The organism is Variovorax sp. V35, from assembly GCF_041154465.1.
GTDB classification, from domain to species: Bacteria; Pseudomonadota; Gammaproteobacteria; order Burkholderiales; family Burkholderiaceae_C; genus Variovorax; species Variovorax boronicumulans.
On sequence record NZ_AP028666.1, the window covers coordinates 2,171,625 to 2,198,478 of the forward strand.

Here is a 26,854-nt window from a genome sequence, read left to right on the forward strand (position 1 = left end):
ACCCCAAGCACGGAGACCCGCATGAGAACGCTGAAAATCATGGAGCACATCTCGCTGGATGGCGTGATCCAGACCTCGGGCGAAGACGGTTTTCCCTACGCGGACTGGACCGCGCCCTACCGCAGCCCCGCCGGCCGGGATGAGGTGCTCGCCGCGCATGGCGGGCGTTTCGACCTGCTGCTCGGGCGTCGCACCTACGACATGTGGTCGGACTACTGGCCGAAGGCGCCGAGCAGCGCGATGGCGGACGGCCTGAATGCGGCGACCAAGCATGTCGTGACCCACCGCCCCGAAAGCCTGGCATGGGGCCCGTTCGAAAGCGTGGGGCCGGACGTCGTCGAGGGCGTTCGCCGCATCAAGTCGCAGGCGGGCCCGAACCTGATCCTCTGGGGCAGTTCCTCGCTGACATCGACGCTGCTCGAGCACGGCCTGGTGGATGACGTCGTGCTGCTCGTCTATCCGGTGCTGCTGGGCGCGGGAAAGCGCTTCTTCGCACAGGGCACTCCACCACGCGCCTTCGAGCTTGTCACCACGAAAGCAATGCCATCGGGCATCCTCCTCAGCGCCTACAGGGTCGTCGGCCCTTTGAAGGCCGGGTAGTCGAACCGCGAAACATCGCGAGCGAAATCACAAGGAACATCTTGATCCACCGCATCCGCACGGCCCTCGTGGCCTGCACCTTGGGCGCCGCGGCATTGGCCGCTTCCGCGCAGGTCAAAATCGGCTTCATCGGCACGCTCTCCGGACCCGGGGCTGCGCTCGGGCAGGAACAGTACGACGGCTTCATGCTGGCGGTCGAGCAACGCCAAGGCATGCTCGGCGGTGTTCTCGTGGCGGTCCTCAAGGAAGACGACCAGCACAACCCCGAGCGCGGGGCGCAGCTGGTGCAGAGCCTGATCGAGAAGGACAAGGTGAGCTTCATCACGGGCGTGACCTTCTCCGACGTGATGATGGCCATGGCCAAACCGATGGCCCGGGCGGGCATGCTGTTCGTCGGCTCGAATGCCGGCCCTGCGCCGATCGCTGGCAAGCAGTGCAACACCCGGTTCGTCTTCGCCTCGTACCAGGACGAGTACCAGGCCGGGATCGTGGGACGCTACGCCGTCGACAAGGGCTACTGGAAGACGCTGTTCATTGCGCCCGACAACGCGTCGGGCAAGGACCAGCTGCGGGGCTTCAAGCGCTACTACTCGGGCGAGGTGGTGAGCGAAATCAACGTCAAGACCGACCAGGTCGATTACGCGGCGGCGCTGGCGCAGATCCAGCGCGTGGCGCCCGATGCGGTGGTGGCGTTCCTGCCGGGCGACATGGGCGTGAACTTCATCCAGCAGATGAACCGCTCGGGCCTGCTGAGCAAGGTGCCCTTGCTGACCATGGGCACGGTCGATGGCACGACGCTGCCGCTGCTCAAGGATGCTGCGCTCCATGTGCTGGCCGGCGCGGTCTGGGGCCCCGATCTGCCGAGCCCGACGAGCAAGGCTTTCGTTGCCGCCTTCGAGAAGAAGCACGGGCGCATCCCCTCGCAATACGCCGCGCAAGGTTTCGATGCGGCGCTCCTGATCGACAGTGCGCTGAAGGAGACGAAGGGCTCCGTCGCCGATCGCGGTGCCTTGCGCAACGCACTCAGCGAGGCCGACTTTTCGTCGGTGCGCAGCGGCTTCAAGTTTCTGCGCAACGGTTTCCCGGTGCAGGACGGGCACATCTTCGTGGTCGCGAAGGACGCGCAGGGGCGCGTGTCGCTCAAGCGGGTCGCCACGCCGCTGGAGGCGAATCCGGACGGGTACTGGAACGAGTGTCGATAGGCAGGGGCCGGCGGCATCAGGCCAAGCCCTCGACGCTCGCAGCGCCTATGCTCGGCGTTCAAGAACAAACCCCGTCCGTCCCGGCCACCGCCGCGAGACCACAGCCTGACCATGCACCCGACCGGAACCCTGCGCGGCATCGCCGCGATGCTGTTGGCCTGCGCCTTCTTCGCCTGCATGGACGCGCTGCTCAAGACCCTGGCCGGGCACTACCCGCCGGTGCAGGTGATGGCGCTGCGCGGTCTCACGGCGCTGCCGCTGGTGTGCCTGTACATCGCGTGGCGGCGCGAGGCGGCCGGCGTTTTCAACCGCCGGCTGCGCTGGCGCCTGCACCTGCTGCGCACCGCGCTGAACATGACGATGCTGGTGCTCTTCGTCCACGGCCTGAAGACCCTGGGCCTGGCCGAGGCCTACACGCTCACGTTCATCGCGCCGTTGCTGATGGTGCTCATCGCCGTGCCGATGCTGGGCGAATCGGTGCAGCCGCGGCACTGGATCGCCATCGGGCTGGGCTTCGTCGGCGTGGTGGTCGCGCTGCGGCCCGAGCAGGGGGCCTTCCTTTCGACGGGCGCGCTGGCGATCCTGGTGGCCGCCGTCTGCTATGCGCTGTCGAACATGCTGGGCCGGCTCATCAGCCGCACCGAGCCGAGCGCCGCGCTGGTCTTCTGGACCACGGCGGGCATGGCCGTCGGTGGCAGCCTGCTCGCGGCGCCGCAATGGGTGCCGCTGCAGGCCGAGCACGCGTGGGCGCTGGCGGGCCTGGCCCTCAGCGGCTTCCTGGGTCAGCTGGCTATCGCCGAGGCCTTCCGTCACGGCCAGGCCGCGGCGATTGCGCCCTTCGAATACAGCGCGCTCGCGTGGGCGCTCGTGATGGACTGGGTGTTCTGGCAGGCCGCACCCGATGCATGGACGCTGGGCGGCGGGGCGTTGATCGTTGCGAGCGGACTGTGGCTGGCGCGAAGCGAGGCGCCGAGGTCCGTACAGAAAAAGCAGAAGGCCGCCTGAGCCGCTAGAGTCGGCCAGAAGCAGCCACGTGCACAAGACTTCCAATGCCTCGAACCACTTCCGAGATCGCCCACGACATCGCCAACTTCGAACCTCCGGAGGACGGCAGCTGGCGCCACCTGGACTCGCTTCTGGATGAACTCTGGCGGGCGGGCAGTCCGGAGCAAGCCATGCCCGAAATGCTGAGCGTTTTCGAGCGCTACCCCGAGGAAGACGGCTACGGGGTCATGTGGACCATCGTTCACGGATTGGAGAGCTTGCCCAACTACCAGCCGGAGCTTCTTCGCTCCCTCGCGCGACAGCCCAGCGAACTCGGCATCGCCATGGTCGGGCGCATCCTGAACGCCGGCACGACAGAGATCGGCGGCGTTTCATTGCTGCAGACGCTGCACGATCTGGCGAACACGGCGGCCTCTTCGTACATCAGGGAAGAGGCGCTCCGTGTGGCGTCGCGACCGCGCTGAACGTCCCGTCGTGAGGTGCATCGGATAGCCGCTTATTCGCATCGTGCGCCGCGATGCTCCCACGCTGCCCGGCTTAGCGATCCAAGCCCATGACCACAGAGCCTCTTCCAATCACCCGGCCCGCCATCCTCTTCGTCGCATGCGCCGCGGCGGCGGGGTTCTTCTGGTGGGCGTTCTATGAGCGGTACTACAGGCACAGGGACTGCATTGAAGTATCCGCATCCAGCTGTATCGCGCCCGACGGCGCCAATCTGATCGGCGGGGGCGCCGTCTGGTCCGTGGTCGCAGGCCTCTTCACGGGCGCCTCGGTCTACTACCTGGGGGTCGTGCTTCGCCGTCGTCGGGCGAATGGCCGCTGATGGCCGGCTGAAGCGAGAGTTCAGGCCCCGCCGTCTTGTCGAGCCAATACGGGCGCCTCATGCCGCGAGGCCACTTCCGGCTGGCCATCGAGCGTGGCCCGCGCCTTGGCAAAGCAATCCACGTCGGCCGGCAAGGCCACGCCGCTTTGGGCGGAGCGGGTCCAGATGTGGCTCGTGAGTTCGACCGCGTTGGGATCGTCGTAGCACCCGCGCGAGATGGCGCGCACATCGGGCCAACGCTCGAAGGTCAGGCCCATCGTCGTGCCGCACGAGGGGCAGAAATGAACGAAGACCTGCTTGTGGCTGCCGTCCGATCGGTGCACGTACTGCCGCAGTTCGCCTTCGTTGAACTGCACGGCGTCCATCGGAAAAAGCGACTCGGCGTAGAAGGACGTGCCGGTCATGCGCTGGCAGAACGTGCAATGGCACGCGAACGTGCGCAGCGGCGGCTGGGTCGTGCTGAATCGGACCTTGCCGCAGAGGCAACCCCCTTCAAGTACAGCTGGCATACGGCACCCGGAAAAAAGAGGGGATTCTGCCCCCTCGACCGACGGCGCTCGACGCAGCTGCGCCAACCGCCGCTCAGGCCAGCCCCAGCTCCTTGGCCTCGGCTTCGTAGTGGGGGTACGACGCCTTCATCGTCGCGCCATTGAGGATCATCTCGGCCACGAGCGTGCGCGACGGCATCTCGTAGACCTTGGTGCGCACCCACACGGACTCGGTGCGCGCGCTTTCGCTCAGCGCGATGATCTCGCGCTCCAGTTCGTAGTCCTGGTCGACGAAGAGCGGGCCCTTGATGAGGCGGATTTCCTGTCCGGCGAACAGGCCCACGGCCGGCTTGCGGCCACTCAGTTGCGCCTCGGCGCTGGTGGACCCGAGCAGCACGCTGATCATCTCGGTCGGGATGATGGCCCGCCCCCACGGCGAGCGTTTGCCGCCTTCGGCCGTGTACCAGTCGCAGGGCTCGGTGATGACCTTGAGCTTGTCGGCGAGCGTGAAGGGGTAGTGGTCGCCCATGTGCTGGTCGAAGCCCATGCGGATCTTCTCGACGACGGCGCCGCGCTGGCCCACGCGCAGGTCGCGGTTGATGACCAGGCCCTGCGGCGGGCGCAGCTTGGCGATGCGCTGCGGCAGTTCGTGCGGGTGTTGAGCGGCATCGCCCACGGACGCGGTGCCGGTCAGCACCGGCGTGCCGTCGACCTTCTCGGCGCGCAGGCGCACGAAGGTGGCGCCAGGCGCGGGCAGGTCGACAAAGGCGCGCACCGACTCGCCCTCGACCACCATGTTCTGGTAGTGGGCGCTGATGCAGCCGGTCTCGAACCAGGCCGGTCCGAACACATGGAACAGCAGGGGATCGAACTGGCTGAAGTGCGTCGGCCCTTCGATCGGCCCGGCGCGCAGGCCCAGCGTTTCCGCCGTCGCGTCGTCGTGGATCGATTTGTGGTCGTCGTAGGTCTGGTCGGCCAGCATCTGGCGCGGCTGGCGCAGCGGGCCGCACAGGCCCAGGGCGGTGGTGGTGAAAGGCGAGGTCATGAGGGAGGGCTCCGTGTAGCCGGCGGCGGGCGCCAGTCGAGTTCGCGATGATGGCAAAGTCTCCGCGCCGCGCCTGTCGCCTAGGGAACGCCTGATGCGGCCGGCCACGCAGTCACTGGCGGTCGGCGCACGGCAGATGCATCGGTCGTCCTTGCATGACGGTCCGGGTGGCCACCTGCCTCATTGCGCCTCGACGCCCAGCTCGCGCATCCGCCTGGTGATCACGTTGAACTCCTCCTTGTACGACACCGCGAACTGCTCGGGCGTGCTGTTCATCACCTCGAAGCCCCGGCCCACGAACAGCTGGCTGACGTCGGGCGAGCCGACGATGGCGCGCACTTCACGGGCCAGCTTGTCGACGATGGGCTGTGGCGTCTTCGCCGGTGCCAGCAGCCCGATCCAGACGTTGGTGTCGTAGAGCGGGTCCTTGAAGCCCAGCTCGTTCATGGTCGGAACCTGCGGGAGCGTGGTGGAGCGCTGTCGTCCCAGCACGGCCAGCGGCACGACCTTGCCCGTTGGCACATGCTGCATCGCACTGGGCACCGACGACAGGCCGACGTCGATGGTGCCCGACAGCAGGTCGGTCACCACCGGCCCTTCGCCGCGCTGCGGCACATGCACCATGCCGGCACTCAGTCCGCGGTTGAGGCTCTCGCCGGCCAGGTGGCCCAGCCCGCCGACGCCCCAGGACCCGTAGCTCAGTTTCGCGCCGCCCTTGGCCACCTTGGCCTTCAGGTCTTCGATGCTCTTGATGCCGGTGCCGGGGTGCGTGGAAATCAGCGCCGGGCTGCGCACCACCTGCGTGACGCCGACGAAGTCCTTCTGCGGGTCGTAGGCCAGGGTCTTGAACAGCGCCGTGTTGTTGATCTGCGAATCGGTGATGGTCATCAGCAGCGTGTAGCCGTCGGGCTTGGCGCGGCCGACTTCGCCGGCGCCGATGGCGCCTGCCGCACCCGCCTTGTTGTCCACCACCACCGGCTGCCCCATCGATTTCGACAGGCGATCGCCCAGGGTGCGCGCCACGAAGTCGGTCGCGCCGCCGGCGGCGTAGGGCACGACGAGGCGGATCGGCCGCGAGGGGTAGCTCTCCTGCGCGGCGATGGGCAGCGCCAGGGTGATCGCTGCGCATGCGGCAGTCATTTTCTTGAACATGGTTGTCTCCAGTGGTGGGGTTGGGTTGTTGGTGTTGTGGGGGGAACGTCAGAGGTCGAGGACGAGCACGGCGCTGCGTGCGCGGGACACGCAGGGCAGGATGCAGGTGTGGCTGTCGCGCTCCTCGTCGCTGAGCACGAAGTCGCGGTGATCCGCCTCGCCCTCGAGCAGCGGCACCTCGCAGCTGCGACACATGCCTTCGCGGCACGAGAAGGGAATGCTGACGTTGGCGTCTTCCAGTGCATCGAGCAGGCTCTGCCGCGGTGCGACCTCGATCCTCTGACCGCTGCGATGCAGCACCACGGTGAAGGCGCCGGCCGGCGCTGCGGGCGTGGCGGGTTCCGGTGGTGCGAAGCGTTCGAAATGGGTGGCCGCCTTGTCGATGCCGACAACGCCTGCGGCCGCGCCGACCGCGTTCATCAGCCCTTCGGGGCCGCAGCAGTAGAGGTGGGCGCCCGGGGCCGCACCGGCCAGCCAGCCCGCCAGGTCGGGTGGCGTGCCCGCCGCTTCCTGGTCCACGTGCAGCTGCACGCGGTCATGGTGGCGCGCCAGCGTCCACGCATAGGCGGCACGGGCCCGCGTGCGCACGCAGTACAACAGCTTCCAGGGCCTGGCGTTGGCCTCGCACCAGAGGATCATGCTCAGGATGGGCGTGATGCCGATGCCCCCGGCCACGAACAGATGCTCGGTGGCGGCCGGGTCGATGCCGAACAGGGCGCGCGGCGCGCCCACCTCGAGCACATCGCCCACGGCAAGGCGCTGGTGAACGAAGGCCGAGCCGCCGCGCGAAGCTGGCGCCAGGCCCACACCGAGCACGTAGCGGTGGCGCTCCAGCGGCGAGTTGGCCAGCGAGTACTGGCGGCGGATGTCGCCGGGCAGCAGCAGGTCCACATGGGCGCCCGAGGTGAAGGGCGGCAGCGCGGTGCCGTTCTGCGCACGCAATTCCAAGCCGAGCACATCCTGCGCCTCTTGCGTGAGGCGGGTGACGAGGAGCTTCATGGCTCAGGCCTTGACGGGTTCGGGCGCTGCTGTGGAGGCAGGGCGGGCCGCGGCTTCTTCGAGCGCCTCTTCTTCCAGCCGACGCGAGACCATCCAGCGGAACTGGTTCAGCGCGGCGTCGATGCCGAAGGCCATCATCTTGAAGTCGGGTGCCAGCGCCAGGCTCTTTTGCTGCGCGGTGATGATGTCGCGGTCTTCGTCGAAGGCATCCACCACGGCCTGGTGGATCGAGTGCGTGACTTCGGGTTGGTCGATGGCGAAGTTGTGGGGATGCGCGAAGAAGTAGTGGGTGGAGTTTTCCGTCTCGGGCGTGATGGCCTGGCAGCCACGAAATTCGATCGCACCGTCGCGGTTGCCTTCGGCAGCGCCCTGGCCGGTGGGCGCCATGCCGGAGTCCATCAGCAGGATGGCCGGGATGGTGAAGTTGTAGATGTTCCATCGATCGACCCTGCTGCCCCAGTCCTTGACAGCCTGGGCGAACGGCGGCGGCTCGGTGTCGAGGGCCCACCGGGTGATGCGCACGCCGTTGTCGATGCGTTCGACCTTGGGCTGGGCGGCGGCGTAGTCCGCACTGCCTCCCAGCGTGGTCGGATGCACGAAGGGCAGGTGGGAGAAGTCCAGCAGGTTGTCGCAGATCAGCAGGTAGTTGACGTCGTAGTGGATGTAGCCGTCCAGGCTGCGCCAGTGCGGGTCGTCCAGCCATGGCGTGTCGGGGATCAGCGCCGGGTCGGCCTTGTCGGGGGCGCCCATCCAGATCCAGACCCAGCGGTGGCGTTGCACCACCGGGAAGGTGCGCACCCTGGCCTGGATGGGAATGCGCTTCTGGGCCGGCGCCTCGATGCACTGGCCCGAGGCGTCGAACTTCAGGCCGTGGTACATGCAGCGCACGCAGTCGCCTTCTCGCCGTCCCACCGACAGGGGCGCACCGCGGTGGCAGCAGCGGTCTTCCATGGCGACGATCTCGCCGTCGTCCTTGCGGTACATGAGAACGGGCACGCCGATGATGGTGCGGGCGAACAGGCCCTGCGGCGTGAGCTCGTTGTCCCAGGCAGCCACGTACCAGGTGTTTTTGATGAACATGGGGCGTCTCCTTTGTTGTTCGCCGCGTTCGGGTCACGGCATGGGCAGAGCGTAGGACGAGGGTTCCCATGTATCAATGTCATTTCAGTCATTCCTAGAATGCACAGCATGCATGCGGAAAACCTCGACCTGAATTTGCTGACGGTCTTCGACGCGATGTTTCGCGAGGCCAGTGTCACGAAGGCCGCGCAGGGCCTCGGGCTGACGCAGAGCGCGATGAGCCATGCGCTCAACCGGCTGCGTGCTTTCTTCGACGACCCCTTGTTCGTCAAGGTCGGCAGCCGCATGGAGCCCACGCGCAAGGCCGAGGGCATGCGCGCTGCGGTGGTGGAGGTGATGACCACCGTGCGCCAGCAGATCCTGGCGGGCGCCCGGTTCGAGCCCGCGCTGGCGCGACGCACCTTCACCCTGTGCATGACCGACATGGGCGAACTGGTGTTCCTGCCGCCGCTGCTCGAGCGCTTCAAGAAGGAGGCGCCCGGGTGCTCGCTGCGCACGCTGCAGGTGCCGCTCGAGCAGGTCGAAGGGCTGCTTGCGTCAGGCGAGGCCGACCTGGCGGTGGGGTCCATCCGTGCGGCGCCCGAGGGGCTGTTTCATCAGCGCCTGTTCCTGCACTCCTTCGTGACCATCGCCAGCGCGCGGAACAAGGACATCGGCGCCACCCTCACGCGCGAGCGCTTCGAGGCGATGCGGCACATCGTGGTCTCGCTCACCGGCCACTCGGCGGAGAGCTACGACAAGGTGCTGGAAGACCAGGGCATCCGCCGCACCGTGGCCGTGATGACGCCCCACTTCCTGATGGTTCCGCTCCTGATGGACCGGCACGCCGATCTGCTCGCGACCGTGCCGCGCGAACTGGCGGAGGTCTTCGCCCGCATGGGCACGGTGCGCATGTTCGAGCCGCCGGTGCCCGTGCCCCAGTTTCAACTCAACCAGCACTGGCATCCGCGCTTTCACCACGACCCTGCCGTGGTCTGGCTGCGCGATGTGATGAAACATACCTTCGAGCACTACCCGCGCATCACCACGCAGGCCGAGCCTCCGGCCAGGAAAAGTGCGCGAGCCAAGTCGCGTTGACGCGCCGGCCGGCATCGACTTTCCCTCTGCTGCGAACCTCATCCCCCACCCGTTTCTCCGTGCCCGCTTGTTCGAGCGGCCGCGCACTGTTACAAAGGGCGTCTCCATGCGCTCGCCCACCTTTCTTTTCGTTTCGCTGCTCTGGCTTGTCGTGGCCGCTCCGGCCGCGCAGGCGGAGGTGGTGCGTTGCACCGACGCCGACGGGCGCATCGTCTACACCGACGGCGCCTGCCCGCCGGGCACCAGGCAGTCGCGGCAGCTGCGCATCGACGAGCCGCCGCCTGCGCCGCCGCGTGCCTCCAGCGAGGAAGACACGCCGCGCCGGCCGGAGTACGCGGCACCGTCCGCGCCCCCGCCGCAGCCCGCGCCCTCGGGGCCGGCCATCATTCCGCGCTACCCGGTGGGCGAGGCGCCCGCGGCCGACCCGGGGCCGACCTACATCTGGGGCGGCGATCCGTACTACGGCCCGCCGCGACCGGGGTATCACCCCCGGCCGCCGCGTCCGCCGCGCGACCCGGGGCCGCCACCCGGCCAGCGGCCGTGCAATCTCGCGGGCATCAAGCGCAGCAACTGCTGAGCGCGTTCGTTCTTCTTCCTCTGCTTCCTGCTTCTTCATGACCGTTGCCGCGCCCGAGCGCCTTCCTCCGTGGGTCGTCCACTGCGACGGCAGCGCCATGCCGAACCCCGGGCGCATGGGCGTCGGCGTCGTTATCACGCAGCCCGACGGCACCCGCCACACCTTCTCGCAGGCCACGCACACCACGGGCTGCAACAACGAGGCCGAGCTGTGGGCGCTCACGCTCGCGCTGCGCGAACTGCAGGCGCGCGGCGCCACGGCGGTGCAGGCCTTCAGCGACAACAGCACGCTGGTCGAACAGTTGAGCGGCGCTGCCGACGTGCGGCCGATCGTGCGCATGGCGCCGCTGTTCGAGGAGGCGCGCACGCTGCTGCAGGGCTTCGACGAGGCGCGCGTGCAATGGATTCCGCGCCACCGCAACGCCGAGGCCGACGCGCTCGCGCGGGCCGCGCTGGGCTTCGGGCCGAAGCCGTCGCCCAAGGCCTGGAAGAAGCGGCGCTAGCGGCGCCCGCGAAGGGGCATGCGGCAGGTTCTATCATTCGGGTCGATTCAGACACCCGTTTCCCCATGACCGAAGAAGCCACCTCCAAGCCCACGCTGCCCGACCATCTCTCGACCGATCCGCGCAGCCCGCACCACATTCCCGCCGTGTTCGAGCACCCGATCGGCATCCGCTTCAACGGCAAGGACCGCCTGGACGTCGAGGAATATTGCATCAGCGAAGGCTGGATCAAGGTGCCCGCCGGCCGCACGCTGGACCGCAAGGGCTATCCGCTGCTGATCAAGCTCAAGGGCGCTGTCGAGGTGTACTACCGCGACTGACAGCCCGGGGGCACACACCCCCACCGTTCCTGTTTTTCTTTCAGCGCCACTGCAGCAGCAGCGACCACGGCTGGCGGCTCATGTGGTGATCGACGCATGCGTTGCCGCCCGCCGTGCAGCCTTCGGGCAGGTAGCTCGGGTCCAGCAGCCGCGTGCCGGGCGCAAAGGCCAGGCGCCGCAAGGTGACCGACTGCAGCACGTTGCCACCCACGGCATCGAAGCCCGCACCGTCCACACCCACCACCACATCGCAGTGCATCGGCAACGGTGCGCCACCCGTGGGGCGCCCGGCGAGCCACTCGCCGATCTTGCCGAAGCCGTCGAGCGCGGCACCGCGCGGGCCGCGTGCATGGCAGACCAGGTCGCCCGGGCGCGGCGGCGTGCGCATCAGGTCGCAGGCGCGCAGGGCTTGCGGTGTCGCGCGGCCCGCCGCCTCGTCGATGCCGGCCTGCCACGCGGCGCCGGCGTAGTCGACGTGGGCCTCGGAAAAGACGAACTCGTTGGCACCGAGCCCGGCCTCGCGCGCGACCCAGCTGATGAACGCGGCGGACCACGGCGTGTCGATCACCGCGACGCGCTGCAGGGCCACTTCGAGGGCGCGCTGGTCCGACGCGTCCAGCCCCTGGCCGGGGCCGACGCCCAGGCCTTGCAGGCGCGCGGCGCTCGCCTGGTTCAACGCGTCGGTCAACCGCGTGCGGTCGGCCGCGTGCGGGGCACCGAAGCGAACGAGCGAGGGCAACCGCTCGCTCGCCGGATCGACCGCGCGCCAGTAGCGCAGCACGCGTTGCCATGCGGGCAGCGCGTCTATCGGATAGCGCGTGTCTTCTGCTTCTGAATAGCCAGACTCGGTGAGTCGGCCTTCGGCGTCCATCGTCTGGCTGCCGAAGGCAACGTGCTCTTGTCGGGCCAGCGCGGCCATCGCGAGGGCACGGGGCGGCGGCGGAATGTAGGAGGCCGTGGCAAGGCAGCCGGACGCGGCCGATGCGAAGGTGGGCGCCGCCGCGAACGTCAGGGCTGCGCACAGCGTGCGCGCGGCGTGGCGCAGCGGCTGTGTGAGCGCGGAGGAGGGCGCGATGACGGGCGGTGGCGGCATGTGAGGCGAGCATAGCGGGGCACTGCCCGTGGCAAGCAGAATGCAGGGCGCTCCCTGAAGCGCCGGGCCGTCCGGCGCAGGCGCTCCACCGTGAAGCTCAAGACCATCCTGCTGCGGATCCTCGGCCTCATCGCCGGCCTCGTCGTCGTGGGCTATGCCGCGTTCCAGTGGAGCCCGTGGCCTTCGGTGCTGATGATCCGCTACGCCTTCGGCAAGGGCTCGGACGCCGCGTCGCAGTCGCTGCAGAAGCACGTGCCGCCCGGCATCGCGGCGGTGCTCGATCAGCACTACGACGAGGCCGATCCGGATGCCTACCTCGACGTGTTCCGTCCGGCCTCGGCGGGCGCCCAGCCCTTGCCCACCATCGTGTGGGTGCACGGCGGCGCCTGGGTCTCGGGCCACCGGCGCGACGTGGCGAACTACGCGCGCGTGCTGGCGGGGCAGGGCTTCACCGTGGTGGCCGTCGGCTATTCGATCGCGCCGGGCCAGGGCTATCCGGTGCCGGTGCGGCAGGTGAACACGGCGCTGGGTTATCTGGTGCGCGAGGCGGCGCGGCTGGGCGTGGACCCCGCGCGGCTCGTGCTGGCCGGCGACTCGGCGGGCGCGCACATCGTCGCGCAGGTTGCGAACGCCGTGGCCGTGCCGGGTTACGCGAAGGCCGTCGGTCTCACGCCCGTCATCGCGCGCGAGCAGCTGCGTGGTTTGCTGCTGCACTGCGGGGCCTACGACGCGGCGCAGGCCAAACTCGACGGTGCCTTCGGCGGCTTCCTGCGGACCGTGTTCTGGTCGTACAGCGGCAGCAAGGATTTCCAGAACGCGCCGGCCTTCGAGACCGCGTCGGTGCGCCGTTATGTGACCGAGGCTTTTCCGCCGTCGTTCATCACCGCGGGCAACGGCGATCCGCTCGAAGGGCAGTCGCGGTCGATGGCCGAAACATTGGCGGCGAAGGGCGTGCAGGTCGACAGCCTGTTCTTCCCCGCCGATCAAACGCCGGCGTTGCCGCACGAGTACCAGTTCAACCTCGACGATGCGCCGGGGCGGCTGGCGCTGGAGCGCTCGCTGCAGTTCTTGCGGCGCGTCATGGCGCCGTAGCTAGGTCAGCCCTGGGGCTTGCTCGGCAGGTCGCCTTCGCGCAGCTTGCGGCCGACCCACATCAGGCCGGTTTCATAGTCGGCGCTGCCGACCTGCACGCCGCCCACGGTGCGCAGCGCACCGGTGCCGTCGTCGGTGGCAGGACCTTCGCCCGTGAGGTCGCCGGGGACCAGCAGGCGGCCGTCTTTCAGGAAGTCGGCGATGCGCAACTGGCGCATGCCGCGGCCCCAATGCCAGTGCTGCTTGAGGTCGAAGGATTTCGGCGATGGCGCGGGTTTGGATTTCTTCACGGGATGTCGGGGAGAGGCTTGCGAAGGGTCGCGTCGGCGCGATCAAACGTACAAGTGAACGCACCATGAAAAAAGCCTGCTACCTTGTGGGTAGCAGGCTTTCCAGCGTTGCCGCGATGTTGGTTGGTGGGCCCTGAGTGACTCGAACACTCGACCTACGGATTAAGAGTCCGCTGCTCTACCAACTGAGCTAAGAGCCCTTGCTTTGAAAACCGTTAGTGTTTTCTGGCAAGACCACGAGTATATACCAATCTTTTTGGGACTTCAAAATTTTTCTGCACATTTGTACGAGAGCGTTAGGATGCGCGACCGTCGGGGCCCGACCCCATCCCTGTCAGAGGAGAAATTTCGATGAGCGATGCAAGCAACACCCCCCATGTCCTGATCACCGGCGCCGCGGGCGCGCTGGGCCGGGCCGTGGCCCAGCACTTTCTTGACCAGGGCGCGCGGCTCGCGCTGGTCGATCACCACGCCGGTCGCCTGGCCGAAGTCTTTCCGGGCCTGGACAACTCGCAGCACCTGCTGCTGGCCGGCGATGTGACCTCGGCGCCCGACATGGCGGCGCTCACCGGCCAGGTGCTGCAGGCCTTCGGCCGCGTCGATGCGCTGGTGCACATTGCCGGCGGCTTCGAGATGGGCGAGGCGACGCACGCACTCACGCGTGCGAGCTGGGACCGGATGATGAACCTCAACGCCTGGTCGTTCGTCGCCGTGACGCAGGCCGTGCTGCCCTCGATGATCGAGCGCCGCGCGGGCCGCATCGTCGCGGTGACGGCCAAGGTGGCTGCGCGCGGCCTGCCGGCGATGGCGGCGTACATCGCGTCGAAGAGCGCGCTGCAGCGGCTGGTGGAATCGATGGCGGCCGAGGCCGCGCCGCACGGCGTGAACATCAACAGCGTCGCGCCCAGCGTGCTCGACACGCCGGCCAACCGCCAGGCGATGCCCGATGCGAACCCGGCCGAGTGGGTTTCCACCTCGGTCGCGGCGCAGACCATCGGCTTCCTGGCATCGCCCGGCGCCGCGGCGCTGCACGGCCAGCACCTGACGCTCGACGCCTGATATTTCCCGGCCGCAGCGCACAGCTGCAAATGAAAAAGGCCTTGGCGATTGCCAAGGCCTTTTTGCTGGGTCGGTTGGTGGAGAGGAGGAGGATCGAACTCCCGACCTCCGCATTGCGAACGCGGCGCTCTCCCAGCTGAGCTACCCCCCCAACACAGCCCACATTTTATCCAGCCGCGCATTTCCATGCACGCGGCCGTGCCAAGATGCGCCCCGGAAAAACATGGAGCAAACACCGCATGGAAGCGCACGACCCCGCCTGGCTGGAAGGCATGTACAACAACCTGGCGCGGGTGAAGGACCACCCCGCGTACTTCGCGCGCTGGGGGCGCGATTCCGCCGCGGCGCGCGACACGCTGCCGTGCCGCATCGACGTGCCCTACGGCACCGGCCCGAACGAAACGCTCGACGTCTTCCCGGCGCCCGTGCCCGATGCGCCGGTGCTGGTCTTCATCCACGGCGGCTACTGGCGCGCGATGGACAAGAAGGACCACTCGTTCATCAGTCCCGCGTTCCACGACCGCGGCATCTGCGTGGTGCAGCCCAACTACGCGCTGTGCCCGGGCTCGGTCGACCAGCCGGTGACGGTGCCGGGCATCCTGCTGCAGATGGTGCGGGCGCTGGAATGGACCTGGCGCCATGTGGCGGCGCATGGCGGCGACCCGTCGCGCATCACCGTCGCCGGGCATTCCGCGGGCGGCCACATGGCGGCGGCGCTGCTGGCCTGCGACTGGAAGGCGGTGGCGCCCGATCTGCCGGCGCAGCTGGTGCGCAATGCGCTGTCGGTCTCGGGCCTGTTCGACCTGCGGCCGCTGCAGCGCACGCCCTTCCTCGAGCACACGCTGAAGCTCACCGATGCCGACGCGCGGCGCGCGAGCCCGGCGCTGTGGCCCGCGCCGGCGCGCGGCCAGCTCTATGCGGCGGTGGGGGGCAACGAGAGCGCGGAGTTCATCCGCCACAACGCGATGATCCGCGAGGCCTGGGGCCGCCACACCGTGCCGGTGTGCGAGGTGCTGCCAGGGCTCGACCACTTCGGCGTGGTCGATGCGCTGGCCGATCCGGCGCATGCGCTGCACCGCTACGCAGTGCAGCTGCTCGAGGCCTGAAAGAAAAGAGACGGGCGGAGGGCCGCCCGTCGCGCTCACATCAGCAGGTGTTCGCCGGCGTTGTCGCCGCCCAGCGTGACGTAGTTGACCTTGCGGATGTCCATCAGCGTGCGGCCGCCCGCGTAGCTGATCGAGCTCTGCACGTCCTGCTCCATCTCGACCAGCGTGTCGGCCAGCTTGCCCTTGATGGGCTCGAGGATGCGCTTGCCTTCGACGTGCTTGTACTCGCCCTTGTTGAAGTCGCTGGCCGAGCCGTAGTACTCCTTGAAGAGCGCGCCGTCGACGTCGACCGTCTTGCCTGGCGATTCTTCGTGGCCCGCGAACAGCGAGCCGATCATGACCATCGACGCGCCGAAGCGGATGCTCTTGGCGATGTCGCCGTGGTCGCGGATGCCGCCGTCGGCAATGATCGGCTTGGTGGCCACGCGCGCGCACCACTTGAGCGCCGACAGCTGCCAGCCGCCCGTGCCGAAGCCGGTCTTGAGCTTGGTGATGCAGACCTTGCCTGGGCCGATGCCGACCTTGGTGGCGTCGGCGCCCCAGTTCTCCAGGTCGATCACGGCTTCGGGCGTGCCGACGTTGCCGGCGATCACGAACGACTTCGGCAGCTTGGCCTTGAGGTAGCCGATCATGTTCTTCACGCTGTCGGCATGGCCGTGCGCGATGTCGATCGTGATGTATTCGGGCACGAGGCCCTGGGCCACCATCTGGTCGACCGTGTCGTAGTCGGGCTTCTTCACGCCCAGCGAGATCGAGGCGAACACGCCCTTGCCCTGCATGTCTTTCACGAACTGGATGTTGTCCAGGTCGAAGCGGTGCATCACGTAGAAGTAACCGTTCTGCGCGAGCCACAGGCAGATCGACTCGTCGACCACCGTTTTCATGTTGGCAGGCACCACCGGCAGGCGGAAGGTGCGTTCGCCCAGCGTGACGCTGGCGTCGCATTCCGAGCGGCTTTCCACGCGGCATTTGCGCGGCAGCAGAAGGATGTTGTCGTAATCGAAGATTTGCATGACCAGGCTCCAGAAAGGAATCGTTGAGTGGAACGAATGAGCGCTTGGTCCGGCCGGTTCTCGTGGTCGCGTCATGGAAATGACGGCCAAAAAAAACCGGACGCAAGAAACTTGGGCCCGGTGATTGATTTTACGGCCATGGCGGTGATGCGCAAGTTGCCGGGCCGTATTGACCCTATGGGTTGCTGCGTATACCCGACGACCGTGGTGCGGTTCTTCGTCAGAACCGGTAGCCGATGCCCACGCCGAACAGCCACGGGTCGACCTTCACGGTCGACAGCTGCACGCCGTTCATGTTCACGGCGCTGCGGATGCGCAGCTTCTTCACGTCGAGGTTGAGGTAGGTGTTCTTCGCCACCTCGATGTCGACGCCGGCGCCCAGCGCGAGGCCGAAGCTCTCGTTCTGCAGCTGCAGGCGCCCGACCGTCGGCACCTGCAGGTTGACGCTGCTCAGTCGCGTGTAGTTCAGGCCCGCGCCGATGTAGGGCCGGATCTTCGCGGTGGGCATGAAGTGGTACTGCAGCATCAGCGAGGGCGGCAGGTGCTTGAAGCTGCCGATGTCCACGGGCCCGCCCAGTGCGCTCTGCTGCACGGTGACCGTCTGCTTCTGCGGCACCGTCAGCACCAGTTCGGCGGCGATGTTCGGCGTGAAGAAGTAGGTGACGTCCAGCTCGGGAATGGTCTTGCTGTTGACCGTGATGGCGTCGGCCGGAATCGACAGGTCGGCCACCGGGGCCGAGTGGTTCGCCGGCTTCAGGTACACGGCGCGGGCGCGCACCAGCCAGTTGCCCTGAGTGTCCTGCGCTGCGGCCGGCAGGGCGACCATGGCGCCGAGCAGGGCGGCGAGGCAGGCGGGGGCGAATTTCTTGGGCATGTGTTCTCCAGTGACGGCCGGCGCGCAGGGCCGGCAACTGGAAGGCAGTCTCCCGTCGGACAGCGCCGTGCCGCTTGATCTGCCGCAAGCGCGGCAGGCCTGCCCAGGCCAGCGGGCCCTGCCTTGATCCAGGTCATGCCCGCAGGGGCAAGCGCGCTCGGCGAGGCCCTGGGCGGGGCAGCTTTCTACAATGGAGCCCATGCTCCCTCACGACCTGTTTTCCGGCGCGTCCGCAGCCGATACGGGCGGCCCTGCCTCGCCGTTGCTGAACAACCTCAACGCCGAGCAGCTTGCTGCCGTCACGCTGCCCGCGGGCAATGCCCTCATCCTCGCCGGTGCCGGCTCCGGCAAGACGCGGGTGCTCACCACCCGCATCGCCTGGCTGCTGCAGACGGGGCAGGTGTCCGCCGGCGGCATTCTGGCCGTCACCTTCACCAACAAGGCGGCCAAGGAAATGATGACGCGGCTGACCGCGATGCTGCCGGTGAACGTGCGCGGCATGTGGATCGGCACCTTCCACGGCCTGTGCAACCGCCTGCTGCGCGCGCACTGGAAGCTGGCCAACCTGCCCTCGACCTTCCAGATCCTCGACACACAAGACCAGCTCTCGGCCATCAAGCGCCTGATGAAGCAGTTCAACGTCGACGACGAGCGCTTTCCGGCCAAGCAGACCCAGTGGTTCATCGCCGGCGCCAAGGAAGACGGCCTGCGCCCCGGCGACATCGAGGCCCGCAGCGACGACGACCGCAAGAAGGTCGAGCTCTACCAGCTGTACGAAGAGCAGTGCCAGCGCGAAGGCGTGGTCGACTTCGGCGAGCTGATGCTGCGCAGCTACGAGCTGCTGCGCGACAACGAGCCCGTGCGCGAGCACTACCAGCGGCGCTTCCGCCACATCCTGGTCGACGAGTTCCAGGACACCAACCGCTTGCAGTACGCGTGGCTGAAGATGCTCGCGGGCCACACGGCGGCCGGCGGCCACTTCACGCCGGGCGAGCACAACAGCGTGATCGCCGTGGGCGACGACGACCAGAGCATCTACGCCTTCCGCGGCGCGCGCGTGGGCAACATGACCGACTTCGTGCGCGAGTTCGACGTGCGCCGCCAGATCGTCCTGGAGCAGAACTACCGCAGTTACAGCAACATCCTCGATTCGGCCAACGAGCTCATCAGCCACAACAAGAAGCGCCTGGGCAAGAACCTGCGCACTGACCAGGGGCCAGGCGAGCCGGTGCGCGTGTACGAATCGCCCACCGACCTCGCCGAGGCGCAGTGGATGGTCGAGGAAATGCGCCAGCTGGCGCGCGACGGCTTCGACCGCAAGGAAATGGCCGTGCTCTACCGCAGCAATGCGCAGAGCCGGGTGATTGAAACGGCGTTGTTCAACGCCTCGGTACCGTACCGCGTGTACGGCGGCCTGCGCTTCTTCGAACGCGCCGAAATCAAGCACGCGCTGGCCTACCTGCGCCTGCTCGAGAACAAGGACGACGACACCAGCTTCCTGCGCGTCGTCAACTTTCCGCCGCGCGGCATCGGCGCACGCACGCTCGAAAGCCTGCAGGACGCGGCGCGCGCCGCCGGGCGCTCGCTGCACGACGCGGTGAGCGCGGTCGGCGGCAAGGCCGGCTCGAACCTCACGGCCTTCGTCGCCAAGATCGACGTGCTGCGCGAGCAGACCCAGGGCGTGAGCCTGCGCGAGATCATCGAGCTGGTGCTCGACCACAGCGGCCTTGTCGAACACTACAAGGCCGACCGCGAAGGCGCCGACCGCATCGAGAACTTGGACGAACTCGTGAACGCGGCCGAGAGCTTCGTCACGCAGGAAGGCTTCGGCCGCGACGCCGTGGCGCTGCCGGTCGACGAGCTGCGCCAGTCGCCTGCCAGCCAGGGGCTCGACCCCAGCCGGCCGGTGCTCGACGAGCCGCTGGCGCCCGACGCCGAAACCGGCGAAACGCTGAGCCCGCTCGCGGCCTTCCTGACGCATGCGGCCCTCGAGTCGGGCGACAACCAGGCACAGGCCGGCCAGGACGCGGTGCAGCTCATGACCGTGCACGCCGCCAAGGGCCTGGAGTTCGATTGCGTGTTCATCACCGGCATGGAAGAGGGCCTGTTCCCGCACGAGAACTCGATGAGCGATTTCGAGAGCCTCGAGGAAGAACGGCGCCTGATGTACGTGGCGATCACGCGCGCCCGCAAGCGCCTGTACCTGAGCCATTCGCAGACGCGCATGCTGCACGGCCAGACCCGCTACAACGTCAAGAGCCGCTTCTTCGACGAGCTGCCGGAAGGCGCACTCAAGTGGCTCACGCCGAAGAACCAGGGCTTTGCGCCTTCGGCCTTCGGTTATGGCGGCGGCTACGGCAGCACGCGCGGCGGTGCCGGTGGCTACGGTGGTGGGGGAGGCGGCGGCAACCGTTACGGCGGAGGCGGTGGCAGCGCGAGCAAGGACACCTTCGCCAGCCCGCCCGTGCCGCCGCAGAAGACCGCGCCGTCGCACGGCCTGCGCTCAGGCATGCAGGTGTTCCACAACAAGTTCGGCGAGGGCACGGTGACCGCGCTCGAAGGCACCGGCGACGATGCGCGGGCACAGGTGAAGTTCGCGCGCCACGGGGTGAAGTGGCTGGCGCTGTCGGTGGCGAAGCTCACGCCGGTCTGAGGCCGGTGGTCCCGCTTGCCCGAAAGGGCAGCGGGCGATGCCCGCTCAGTTCGCGTCGAAGCTGTCCCGGAACGTGAACCAGGTCGAGGCCAGCGACATGGCCGCCAGCACCAGCGCGGTGCCGATCATCAGGATGTTGCCGATCGCCAGGGCTGCGCCGTCGGAGCCCATGGCGCCGACGCCGATCAGCACGGTGGCGAGCAGGCCGATGGCGATGCCCGCGAGCATGAACACGCCGAACCACGCCAGGCCGAACAGCGCGTAGGCGCCGAAGTTGCGGAAGAGCGCGACGATGCTGAAGAAGACGCTCTTCACCGGCTCCACGCGGTGCCAGTGCACCAGCGCCGGCGCATGCCACATGGCCAGCGACAGCGGCAGGTTCAGGCACATCAGCAGCGTGCGCGCCGTGAGGAACTCGCTGCTCTTCATGACCTCGGGCGTCACCGCTTCGTCGAACAGGTAGGCGCGCATGAGCTGGCCGCCGTCGACCAGCGCCGTCAGGGTGACGGCCAGCACGAAGTACACGGCCGAGATCACGCCCAGCACGACCAGCGAGCGCCATTCGGTGCGCATGGCGTCGAACACCGCGATGAACATGGCCGAGCCCGTGGGGCGGCCCAGGTCGCCCGCGTTGCCCAGGCCATCGGCGTTGTCGGTTGCTGCCACCGAGGTCGCGACCATCAGGCCGAGCGTCATGAAGGGCAACAGGATCGGCGCGAGCACGCTGCCGAGCAGCGGCAGCATCGACACCGTCGAGATCATCGCCATCAGCAGGAAGAACAGCGAGATGAAGGCCAACGGCTGGCGCCAGAAGGTCTTGAGTCCGAGGCGGACCCAGTCGAAGCCGGTGCGCGCCGGCACGAGGTGGAGTTTCATGTGGGGGGGTCAGAAGGTGTGAATGAATCCGGCGTGGCCGAGCAGGCCGCCCAGACGCGCCCAATCAAGGCGCAAAGCGCAGCCATAGCTTGGGCTATGGCGAGCATTTGCAACGCAGAGTGGGTGTGTCTGGGCGGGATGAGCGGGCATGGCGGGTTCGGTCACACCTTCTTTAGGCTGCCAGCGCCGGCTCTAAGACGTGGGCGATGGCGTGCGGGTGGGTGGCGCGCTCGCGCAGCACGCGCTCGAAGTGCGTCGGGTCGTGGGGCTTGAGCATGCTGGCCTCGCGCGGCAGGTGGAAGTCCCACAGGCGCGAGATCCAGAAGCGCAGCGCGGCGGCGCGCAGCATCGCGGGCAGCAGGGCGCGCTCTGAGGCGTTCAGCCTGCGCACGCTTTCATACGCGGCGAGCAGGGCATCGGCGCGGGCGGCGTCGTGCCGGCCGCTGGCCAGGTCGATGGCCCAGTCGTTCAGGCACACGGCCAGGTCGAACAGCCAGGTGTCGGTGCCGGCGAAGTAGAAGTCGAACACGCCCGTGAGGCGCGGCGGCGCATCGGGCTCGCCGCCGGTCGCGAACATCACGTTGTCGCGGAACATGTCGGCATGCACCGGGCCGCGCGGCAGCGCCGCGTAGGCCGACGATTCGGCGACATGGTTCTGGTAGGCCAGCTCGGCGCGCAGCAGCGCAGCCTGCGCCTCGTCCATGTAGGGCAGAACCACCGGGGCGGTTTCGTTCCACCAGGGCAGGCCGCGCAGGTTGGGCTGGATGCGCGGGTAGTCGCGCCCGGCCAGGTGCATGCGGGCCAGCATGGCGCCCAGTTCGCCGCAGTGGGCGGCGGTGGGGGCCAGCTCGCTGCGGCCCGAAAGCTTCTGCACCAGCGCCGCCGGCTTGCCGGCCACGCGGTGCAGCAGCTCGCAGGGCGCCTGCGCGGGGATCGACAGCGCATGGCCGGTCGGCGGCGCCACGGCCGGATCGGCCACGGGCGCGGGCACCGGCAGGCCGGCACCGGCCAGGTGCTTCGTGAGGCAAAGGTAGTACGGCAGCTGCTCGGCGCTCAGGCGCTCGAACAGCGTCAGCACGAATTCGCCCGACTCGGTGGTGGCGAAGTAGTTGGTGTTCTCGATGCCGCCCTCGATGCCGCGCAGCTCGCGCAGGGCGCCCATGCCAAGGCGCTGGACGAGCGCGTCTGCCTCGCCGAACTGGACTTCGGTAAAAACTGCCATGGCGATGCTCAGCGCCGGACGGCGGCTGCGGGAGAAAAGAGGGTTGCCGGGAAGGAGAACGACAGCGTCACGGTCAGAACTTCAGCACGTTCCAGACACGCGGGCCGTTGCCGCCGCTGTTCGCGTCGCCGGTCGTGCCGGGGCGGGCGCTGCCGCCGTCGTTGGGCAGCACTTCGTAACCGGGCATGTTCGACTTGGGCTTGACGTTGATGCTCTGCGTGCGGCCGCCGTAGCGCACCTCGTCGACCGAGGCGCCGCTGTCTTCCGTGTGGATGTGCTCGACCTTCTGGTTGCGCCGGCCGTCGGCCTGCTCCTGATTTTGTAGCGGTTCCGCCGGGGCCGGCTTGGCGGCGGGCGCGGCCGGCGCCTGCGCGAGGGCGGCAACGGGGGTGGCGAAAGCCAGCGCCAGCAGGATGCGGCGGGCGACCAGGAGTGGGGAGCTAGGCATGCACAGATTGTAGGCGTGCACCCGCTGGCGGCGTGTCGGCCGCCAGCCGACCCTGGCGTCGTTCCGGACGCCGGTCCGGGCACGGCAAAATGCCCCGATGACCGACAAGAAAACGCTGCTGCTCGTCGATGGCTCGAGCTACCTGTACCGGGCCTTCCACGCGATGCCCGATCTGCGCGCCGTGCCCGGCGACCCCAAGAGCCCGGCCACCGGGGCGATCCGGGGCATGATCAACATGATGACCGCGCTGCGCCGCGAGGTGCGCGCCGACTACGCGGCCTGCATCTTCGACGCCCCCGGCAAGACCTTCCGCGACGACTGGTACCCCGAGTACAAGGCCAACCGCTCGCCGATGCCCGACGACCTGCGCAGCCAGATCGACCCCATCCACGAAGTGGTCAAGCTGCTGGGTTGGCCGGTGCTCACGGTGCCCGACGTCGAGGCCGACGACGTGATCGGCACGCTCGCCAAGGTGGCGGCCGCGCAGGGCGTCGAGGTGATCGTGTCCAGCGGCGACAAGGACCTGAGCCAGCTGGTCGATGAGCACATCACCATCATCGACACGATGAACGGCAAGAAGCGCGACATCGCCGGCGTGACGGCCGAGTTCGGCGTGCCGCCCAATCTCATGGTCGACTACCAGACGCTCATCGGCGACACGGTCGACAACGTGCCCGGCGTGCCCAAGGTCGGTCCCAAGACCGCCGCCAAATGGCTGCTCGAATACGGCTCGCTCGATGCACTGGTCGAACGCGCCGCCGAAGTGAAGGGCGCCGCCGGCGAGAACCTGCGCCAGGCGCTCGACAAGCTGCCGCTGAGCAAGCGCCTCGTCACCATCCGCACCGACTGCGACCTGAACGGCTTTGTCGAAGGCCTGCCCTCGCTCGAAGGCCTGCCCGTCGGCGCGCCGCAGACGGCCGAGCTGAAGCCCTTCTACGAGAAGTTCGGTTTCAAGAGCCTGGTGAAGTCGCTCGAAGCCCAAGAGGTGCCGCCTGAGCTGATCGAAGAGAACGCCAAGAAGAAGGCCGCTTCGAAGGCCGACCGCGACCAGGGCGGCCTGTTCGACGAGCCTTCCGAGCTGGACGCGCAAGAGGCCGCCGCGCCCGCGAGCAACCTCAAGTACGACACCATCATGGAATGGGCGCAGTTCGACGCCTGGCTCGCCAAACTCGAGGCCGCCGAACTCACGGCCATCGACACCGAGACCACCTCGCTCGACGAAATGGTCGCGCAGATCGTGGGCATCAGCTTCAGCGTCACGCCGGGCGAAGCGGCCTACATTCCGCTCACGCACAACTACCCCGACGCGCCCGCGCAGCTGCCCATCGACGAGGTGCTCGCCAGGCTCAAGCCCTGGCTCGAGAACGCCGACAAGAAAAAGCTCGGCCAGCACATCAAGTACGACCGCCACGTGTTCGCCAACCACGGCATCGAGGTGCAGGGCTACGCGCACGACACCATGCTGCAAAGCTACGTGCTCGAAGTGAACAAGCCGCACGGCCTGTCGTCCCTGGCCGAGCGCCATCTGGGGCGCAGCGGCATTTCCTATGAAGACCTGTGCGGCAAGGGCGCGCACCAGATCTCGTTCAGCCAGGTCGACATCGCCAAGGCCGCCGAATACTCGTGCGAGGACAGCGACCAGACGCTCGACGTGCATCGCACGCTCTGGCCCCTGCTGCAGAAGGAAGAAAAGCTGGCCTACATCTACCAGCTCGAAATGGATTCGAGCGAGGCGCTGTACCGCATCGAACGCAACGGCGTGCTGATCGACGCGCCCACGCTGGCCGCGCAGAGCCACGACCTGGGCACGCGCATCATGGCGCTGGAGCAGGAGGCCTACGACATCGCGGGCCAGCCCTTCAACCTGGGTTCGCCCAAGCAGATCGGCGAGATCTTCTTCACCAAGCTGGGCCTGCCCGTGGTCAAGAAGACGCCGAGCGGCGCGCCCAGCACCGACGAAGAAGTGCTGGAGAAGCTGGCCGAAGACTATCCGCTGCCCGCCAAGATCCTCGAGCACCGCGGCCTCTCGAAGCTCAAGGGCACCTACACCGACAAGCTGGGCCAGCTGGCCAACCCGCGCACCGGCCGCGTGCACACGCACTACGCGCAGGCGGTGGCCGTCACGGGCCGCCTGAGCAGCAACGACCCGAACCTGCAGAACATCCCGATCCGCACGCCCGAAGGCCGGCGCGTGCGCGAGGCCTTCGTGGCGCCGGCGGGCAGCGTGATCGCCAGCGCCGACTACTCGCAGATCGAGCTGCGCATCATGGCCCACATCAGCGGCGACGAGTCGCTGCTGCGTGCCTTCACCGACGGCGTCGACGTGCACCGTGCCACGGCCGCCGAGGTGTTCGGCACCACGCCCGACCAGGTGTCGAGTGAGCAGCGCCGCTACGCCAAGGTCATCAACTTCGGGCTCATCTACGGCATGAGCAGCTTCGGCCTGGCGAAGAACCTGGGCATCGAGACCAAGGCCGCGGCCTCGTACATCGATCGCTACTTTGCGCGCTACCCGGGCGTGAAGACCTACATGGACCAGATCGTGGAGTTCGCGCGCGACAAGGGCTATGTCGAGACCGTGTTCGGCCGGCGCCTCTACCTGAGCGAGATCAACGGCGGCAACGGCCCCCGCAAGAAGGCGGCCGAGCGCCAGGCCATCAATGCGCCGATGCAGGGCACGGCGGCCGACCTCATCAAGCTCAGCATGGTCAAGGTACAGAACGTGCTTGACGAAGAGAAGCGCGCCACCAGGATGATCATGCAGGTGCACGACGAACTGGTGTTCGAAGTGCCCGAGGCCGAGGTCGAATGGGTGCGCACCGAAATCCCGCGCCTGATGGCCGGCGTGGCGGCGCTCAAGGTGCCGCTGCTCGCCGAGATCGGCGTCGGTCCCAACTGGGACAAGGCCCACTGATCCACATTCGCACGATCCCCAAGAGACAAACGACAGAAAGAAGAAACACGCCCATGAAACTCCAGCCCCGCACCTTCCTGCTCGCCGCCGTCTGCGCGGCCTTCCTCGGCACCGCTTCAGCTGCCCCTGATGCCCGCATCGCCGCGCTCGCCGCCAAGGAAAAGCCCGCCCTGCTCGAGACGCTGAAGGAGCTGGTCTCCATCGAGTCGGGCAGCCGCGACATCGAAGGCCTCGAGAAAATCTCCGACCTCATCGCCGCGAAGTTCAAGGCGCTGGGCGGCGAGGTCGAGCTGATCGACCCGAGCGCCGACGCCTACCGCATGGAAGACACGCCCGAGAAGATCGGCCGCGTGGTGCGCGCCACCTTCAAGGGCACGGGCACCAAGAAGATCATGCTCATCGCGCACATGGACACGGTCTACACCGTGGGCATGCTCAACAAGCAGCCGTTCCGCGTCGACGGCGACAAGGCCTACGGCCTGGGCATTGCCGACGACAAGCAGGGCGTGGCCGTCATCACGCACCTGGTGTCGATGCTGCAGGCGCTGAAGTTCAAGGACTACGGCACGCTCACCGTGCTGATCAACGGCGACGAGGAAATCAGCTCGCCGGGTTCGCGCGCCTTGCTCACCAAGCTGGGCGGCGAGCACGACGCCGTGCTGTCGTTCGAGGGCGCCTCCATCAAGGACGACAAGCTCTCGCTGGCCACCGCGGGCATCGCCTCGGTCACGCTGAACGTGGCGGGCAAGGCCTCGCACGCGGGCTCCGCGCCCGAGCTGGGCGTGAATGCGCTGTACGAGCTGTCGCACCAGATCCTGCAGATGCGCGACCTGTCCGACCCGTCCACGGGCCTGAAGATGAACTGGACCATCTCCAAGTCGGGCACCAACCGCAACGTGATCCCGGCCAGCGCCACGGCGGGCGCCGACGTGCGCGTGCTCAAGGTGGCCGACTACGACCGCATCGAGCAGCAGGTGAACGAGCGCGTGAAGAAGCAGCTGGTGCCCGAGGCCAAGGTCGAGCTGAAGTTCGAACGCCGCCGTCCGCCGCTCGAGGCCACCGACGCGTCGCGCGCGCTGGCCAAGCATGCGCAGGCGATCTACAAGGACGAGCTGGGCCGCCCGCTGGGCGCCGACGACAAGGCGGCCGGTGGCGGCACCGACGCGGCGTTCGCCTCGCTCAAGACCAAGGCGCCGGTCATCGAGCGCTTTGGCCTGCAGGGCTTCGGCGCGCACACGGCCGACGCGGAGTACGTGCTGATCGATTCGATCGAGCCGCGCCTCTATCTGGGTGTGCGCATGGTGATGGACATCGCCACCGGCAAGACCACCGTCCGCTGACCGC

The 26,854-nt window shown here is 67.9% G+C and carries 26 protein-coding genes and 2 tRNA genes; 14 read left to right on the forward strand and 14 right to left on the reverse strand.

Going from position 1 to position 26,854, the window contains the following annotated elements; translation table 11 throughout:
- Positions 1–21 precede the first annotated feature (21 nt).
- The 4 genes from ACAM42_RS10030 (at position 22) to ACAM42_RS10045 (ending at position 3,271) form a co-directional block, all read left to right on the forward strand.
- On the forward strand, positions 22–600 hold the full coding sequence (locus ACAM42_RS10030) for a dihydrofolate reductase family protein (protein ID WP_369631913.1): 579 nt from the start codon (positions 22–24) through the stop codon (positions 598–600).
- 41 nt (positions 601–641) lie between these two features.
- Positions 642–1,802, forward strand: a complete 1,161-nt coding sequence (locus tag ACAM42_RS10035; protein WP_369631914.1) for an ABC transporter substrate-binding protein — start codon at positions 642–644, stop codon at positions 1,800–1,802.
- A gap of 111 nt (positions 1,803–1,913) precedes the next feature.
- Entirely contained in the window at positions 1,914–2,807 is an 894-nt protein-coding gene (locus ACAM42_RS10040; RefSeq protein ID WP_095744248.1) for a DMT family transporter, read from the forward strand.
- 44 nt (positions 2,808–2,851) lie between these two features.
- Positions 2,852–3,271, forward strand: a complete 420-nt coding sequence (locus tag ACAM42_RS10045; RefSeq protein WP_369631915.1) for a hypothetical protein — start codon at positions 2,852–2,854, stop codon at positions 3,269–3,271.
- Positions 3,272–3,650: 379 nt separating this feature from the next.
- Here the strand turns inward: ACAM42_RS10045 and ACAM42_RS10050 are convergent, their stop codons facing one another.
- The 5 genes from ACAM42_RS10050 to ACAM42_RS10070 all read right to left on the reverse strand — a co-directional run bounded on the left by ACAM42_RS10050 (position 3,651) and on the right by ACAM42_RS10070 (position 8,394).
- Positions 3,651–4,034 carry a GFA family protein gene (locus ACAM42_RS10050; protein WP_369631916.1) on the reverse strand — a complete coding sequence of 128 codons (384 nt, stop codon included), beginning with the start codon at positions 4,032–4,034 and terminating at the stop codon, positions 3,651–3,653.
- 178 nt (positions 4,035–4,212) lie between these two features.
- Positions 4,213–5,163 (reverse strand): hypothetical protein, encoded by a 951-nt coding sequence (locus ACAM42_RS10055; RefSeq protein ID WP_369631917.1) that lies wholly within the window; start codon positions 5,161–5,163, stop codon positions 4,213–4,215.
- Between the two features lie 180 nt (positions 5,164–5,343).
- Positions 5,344–6,315, reverse strand: coding sequence for a Bug family tripartite tricarboxylate transporter substrate binding protein (locus tag ACAM42_RS10060; RefSeq protein ID WP_369631918.1), 972 nt, complete (start codon positions 6,313–6,315; stop codon positions 5,344–5,346).
- Positions 6,316–6,363: 48 nt separating this feature from the next.
- The gene (locus ACAM42_RS10065) at positions 6,364–7,314 is read right to left on the reverse strand and encodes a 2Fe-2S iron-sulfur cluster-binding protein (RefSeq protein WP_369631919.1); all 951 of its coding nucleotides are present in this window, start codon (positions 7,312–7,314) and stop codon (positions 6,364–6,366) included.
- A gap of 3 nt (positions 7,315–7,317) precedes the next feature.
- Positions 7,318–8,394, reverse strand: a complete 1,077-nt coding sequence (locus tag ACAM42_RS10070; protein WP_369631920.1) for a Rieske 2Fe-2S domain-containing protein — start codon at positions 8,392–8,394, stop codon at positions 7,318–7,320.
- A gap of 108 nt (positions 8,395–8,502) precedes the next feature.
- On the opposite strand from ACAM42_RS10070, the gene ACAM42_RS10075 reads away from it, so the two are divergent.
- The 4 genes from ACAM42_RS10075 to ACAM42_RS10090 all read left to right on the forward strand — a co-directional run bounded on the left by ACAM42_RS10075 (position 8,503) and on the right by ACAM42_RS10090 (position 10,870).
- A complete protein-coding gene (locus ACAM42_RS10075; RefSeq protein WP_369631921.1) occupies positions 8,503–9,471 on the forward strand; it encodes a LysR family transcriptional regulator in 969 nt (322 codons plus the stop codon).
- A 106-nt stretch (positions 9,472–9,577) separates the two neighbouring features.
- Complete coding sequence (locus ACAM42_RS10080; RefSeq protein ID WP_369631922.1) at positions 9,578–10,048, forward strand: DUF4124 domain-containing protein; 471 nt, start codon at positions 9,578–9,580, stop codon at positions 10,046–10,048.
- A gap of 37 nt (positions 10,049–10,085) precedes the next feature.
- Positions 10,086–10,550, forward strand: a complete 465-nt coding sequence (locus ACAM42_RS10085) for a ribonuclease HI family protein (protein ID WP_369631923.1) — start codon at positions 10,086–10,088, stop codon at positions 10,548–10,550.
- A 65-nt stretch (positions 10,551–10,615) separates the two neighbouring features.
- Positions 10,616–10,870, forward strand: coding sequence for a DUF3297 family protein (locus tag ACAM42_RS10090; RefSeq protein ID WP_062468964.1), 255 nt, complete (start codon positions 10,616–10,618; stop codon positions 10,868–10,870).
- 40 nt (positions 10,871–10,910) lie between these two features.
- On the opposite strand, the gene ACAM42_RS10095 is transcribed toward ACAM42_RS10090, so the two are convergent.
- Positions 10,911–11,963, reverse strand: a complete 1,053-nt coding sequence (locus ACAM42_RS10095; RefSeq protein WP_369631924.1) for a DUF2272 domain-containing protein — start codon at positions 11,961–11,963, stop codon at positions 10,911–10,913.
- Positions 11,964–12,053: 90 nt separating this feature from the next.
- Here ACAM42_RS10095 and ACAM42_RS10100 point away from each other — a divergent pair, with 90 nt between their 5' ends.
- Entirely contained in the window at positions 12,054–13,055 is a 1,002-nt protein-coding gene (locus tag ACAM42_RS10100) for an alpha/beta hydrolase (protein WP_369631925.1), read from the forward strand.
- Between the two features lie 5 nt (positions 13,056–13,060).
- Here ACAM42_RS10100 and ACAM42_RS10105 read toward each other — a convergent pair whose 3' ends face one another.
- Both ACAM42_RS10105 and ACAM42_RS10110 read right to left on the reverse strand, forming a co-directional pair.
- A complete protein-coding gene (locus ACAM42_RS10105; protein ID WP_062468955.1) occupies positions 13,061–13,345 on the reverse strand; it encodes a hypothetical protein in 285 nt (94 codons plus the stop codon).
- A gap of 124 nt (positions 13,346–13,469) precedes the next feature.
- Positions 13,470–13,545, reverse strand: a tRNA-Lys gene (locus tag ACAM42_RS10110).
- Positions 13,546–13,696: 151 nt separating this feature from the next.
- On the opposite strand from ACAM42_RS10110, the gene ACAM42_RS10115 reads away from it, so the two are divergent.
- Entirely contained in the window at positions 13,697–14,404 is a 708-nt protein-coding gene (locus ACAM42_RS10115; protein WP_095946812.1) for an SDR family NAD(P)-dependent oxidoreductase, read from the forward strand.
- 75 nt (positions 14,405–14,479) lie between these two features.
- Here ACAM42_RS10115 and ACAM42_RS10120 read toward each other — a convergent pair.
- Positions 14,480–14,555, reverse strand: a tRNA-Ala gene (locus ACAM42_RS10120).
- Between the two features lie 88 nt (positions 14,556–14,643).
- On the opposite strand from ACAM42_RS10120, the gene ACAM42_RS10125 reads away from it, so the two are divergent.
- Positions 14,644–15,510: an alpha/beta hydrolase gene (locus tag ACAM42_RS10125; RefSeq protein ID WP_369631926.1), complete on the forward strand. Its 867-nt coding sequence runs from the start codon at positions 14,644–14,646 to the stop codon at positions 15,508–15,510.
- Positions 15,511–15,545: 35 nt separating this feature from the next.
- Here ACAM42_RS10125 and ACAM42_RS10130 read toward each other — a convergent pair whose 3' ends face one another.
- Both ACAM42_RS10130 and ACAM42_RS10135 read right to left on the reverse strand, forming a co-directional pair.
- Entirely contained in the window at positions 15,546–16,523 is a 978-nt protein-coding gene (locus ACAM42_RS10130; RefSeq protein WP_101492602.1) for a GMP reductase, read from the reverse strand.
- A 220-nt stretch (positions 16,524–16,743) separates the two neighbouring features.
- Positions 16,744–17,349 carry an OmpW family protein gene (locus ACAM42_RS10135; RefSeq protein ID WP_369632751.1) on the reverse strand — a complete coding sequence of 202 codons (606 nt, stop codon included), beginning with the start codon at positions 17,347–17,349 and terminating at the stop codon, positions 16,744–16,746.
- A 247-nt stretch (positions 17,350–17,596) separates the two neighbouring features.
- Here ACAM42_RS10135 and ACAM42_RS10140 point away from each other — a divergent pair, with 247 nt between their 5' ends.
- Positions 17,597–20,050 carry a UvrD-helicase domain-containing protein gene (locus tag ACAM42_RS10140; protein WP_369631927.1) on the forward strand — a complete coding sequence of 818 codons (2,454 nt, stop codon included), beginning with the start codon at positions 17,597–17,599 and terminating at the stop codon, positions 20,048–20,050.
- Between the two features lie 45 nt (positions 20,051–20,095).
- Here ACAM42_RS10140 and ACAM42_RS10145 read toward each other — a convergent pair whose 3' ends face one another.
- The 3 genes from ACAM42_RS10145 to ACAM42_RS10155 all read right to left on the reverse strand — a co-directional run bounded on the left by ACAM42_RS10145 (position 20,096) and on the right by ACAM42_RS10155 (position 22,596).
- Positions 20,096–20,926 carry a BPSS1780 family membrane protein gene (locus ACAM42_RS10145; protein WP_062468943.1) on the reverse strand — a complete coding sequence of 277 codons (831 nt, stop codon included), beginning with the start codon at positions 20,924–20,926 and terminating at the stop codon, positions 20,096–20,098.
- Between the two features lie 172 nt (positions 20,927–21,098).
- Positions 21,099–22,148 (reverse strand): homoserine kinase, encoded by a 1,050-nt coding sequence (locus ACAM42_RS10150; protein ID WP_369631928.1) that lies wholly within the window; start codon positions 22,146–22,148, stop codon positions 21,099–21,101.
- Positions 22,149–22,221: 73 nt separating this feature from the next.
- Positions 22,222–22,596, reverse strand: coding sequence for a hypothetical protein (locus ACAM42_RS10155; RefSeq protein WP_062468938.1), 375 nt, complete (start codon positions 22,594–22,596; stop codon positions 22,222–22,224).
- A gap of 97 nt (positions 22,597–22,693) precedes the next feature.
- Between ACAM42_RS10155 and polA the strand changes: the two genes are divergently transcribed.
- Positions 22,694–25,510 carry a DNA polymerase I gene (polA, locus tag ACAM42_RS10160; protein ID WP_369631929.1) on the forward strand — a complete coding sequence of 939 codons (2,817 nt, stop codon included), beginning with the start codon at positions 22,694–22,696 and terminating at the stop codon, positions 25,508–25,510.
- Between the two features lie 53 nt (positions 25,511–25,563).
- Positions 25,564–26,850 carry a M20/M25/M40 family metallo-hydrolase gene (locus ACAM42_RS10165; protein ID WP_095744265.1) on the forward strand — a complete coding sequence of 429 codons (1,287 nt, stop codon included), beginning with the start codon at positions 25,564–25,566 and terminating at the stop codon, positions 26,848–26,850.
- Positions 26,851–26,854: the final 4 nt, after the last annotated feature.

Bases quoted from the DNA above. Each gene is read 5' to 3' on its own strand.
- ACAM42_RS10030 (WP_369631913.1), top strand. From the start codon at position 22: ATGAGAACGCTGAAAATCATGGAGCACATCTCGCTGGATGGCGTGATC.
- ACAM42_RS10040 (WP_095744248.1), top strand. From the start codon at position 1,914: ATGCACCCGACCGGAACCCTGCGCGGCATCGCCGCGATGCTGTTGGCC.
- ACAM42_RS10045 (WP_369631915.1), top strand. From the start codon at position 2,852: ATGCCTCGAACCACTTCCGAGATCGCCCACGACATCGCCAACTTCGAA.
- ACAM42_RS10050 (WP_369631916.1), bottom strand. From the start codon at position 4,034: ATGACCGGCACGTCCTTCTACGCCGAGTCGCTTTTTCCGATGGACGCC.
- ACAM42_RS10055 (WP_369631917.1), bottom strand. From the start codon at position 5,163: ATGACCTCGCCTTTCACCACCACCGCCCTGGGCCTGTGCGGCCCGCTG.
- ACAM42_RS10060 (WP_369631918.1), bottom strand. From the start codon at position 6,315: ATGTTCAAGAAAATGACTGCCGCATGCGCAGCGATCACCCTGGCGCTG.
- ACAM42_RS10065 (WP_369631919.1), bottom strand. From the start codon at position 7,314: ATGAAGCTCCTCGTCACCCGCCTCACGCAAGAGGCGCAGGATGTGCTC.
- ACAM42_RS10070 (WP_369631920.1), bottom strand. From the start codon at position 8,394: ATGTTCATCAAAAACACCTGGTACGTGGCTGCCTGGGACAACGAGCTC.
- ACAM42_RS10075 (WP_369631921.1), top strand. From the start codon at position 8,503: ATGCATGCGGAAAACCTCGACCTGAATTTGCTGACGGTCTTCGACGCG.
- ACAM42_RS10080 (WP_369631922.1), top strand. From the start codon at position 9,578: ATGCGCTCGCCCACCTTTCTTTTCGTTTCGCTGCTCTGGCTTGTCGTG.
- ACAM42_RS10085 (WP_369631923.1), top strand. From the start codon at position 10,086: ATGACCGTTGCCGCGCCCGAGCGCCTTCCTCCGTGGGTCGTCCACTGC.
- ACAM42_RS10090 (WP_062468964.1), top strand. From the start codon at position 10,616: ATGACCGAAGAAGCCACCTCCAAGCCCACGCTGCCCGACCATCTCTCG.
- ACAM42_RS10095 (WP_369631924.1), bottom strand. From the start codon at position 11,963: ATGCCGCCACCGCCCGTCATCGCGCCCTCCTCCGCGCTCACACAGCCG.
- ACAM42_RS10115 (WP_095946812.1), top strand. From the start codon at position 13,697: ATGAGCGATGCAAGCAACACCCCCCATGTCCTGATCACCGGCGCCGCG.
- ACAM42_RS10125 (WP_369631926.1), top strand. From the start codon at position 14,644: ATGGAAGCGCACGACCCCGCCTGGCTGGAAGGCATGTACAACAACCTG.
- ACAM42_RS10130 (WP_101492602.1), bottom strand. From the start codon at position 16,523: ATGCAAATCTTCGATTACGACAACATCCTTCTGCTGCCGCGCAAATGC.
- ACAM42_RS10135 (WP_369632751.1), bottom strand. From the start codon at position 17,349: ATGGTCGCCCTGCCGGCCGCAGCGCAGGACACTCAGGGCAACTGGCTG.
- ACAM42_RS10140 (WP_369631927.1), top strand. From the start codon at position 17,597: ATGCTCCCTCACGACCTGTTTTCCGGCGCGTCCGCAGCCGATACGGGC.
- ACAM42_RS10145 (WP_062468943.1), bottom strand. From the start codon at position 20,926: ATGAAACTCCACCTCGTGCCGGCGCGCACCGGCTTCGACTGGGTCCGC.
- ACAM42_RS10150 (WP_369631928.1), bottom strand. From the start codon at position 22,148: ATGGCAGTTTTTACCGAAGTCCAGTTCGGCGAGGCAGACGCGCTCGTC.
- ACAM42_RS10155 (WP_062468938.1), bottom strand. From the start codon at position 22,596: ATGCCTAGCTCCCCACTCCTGGTCGCCCGCCGCATCCTGCTGGCGCTG.
- polA (WP_369631929.1), top strand. From the start codon at position 22,694: ATGACCGACAAGAAAACGCTGCTGCTCGTCGATGGCTCGAGCTACCTG.
- ACAM42_RS10165 (WP_095744265.1), top strand. From the start codon at position 25,564: ATGAAACTCCAGCCCCGCACCTTCCTGCTCGCCGCCGTCTGCGCGGCC.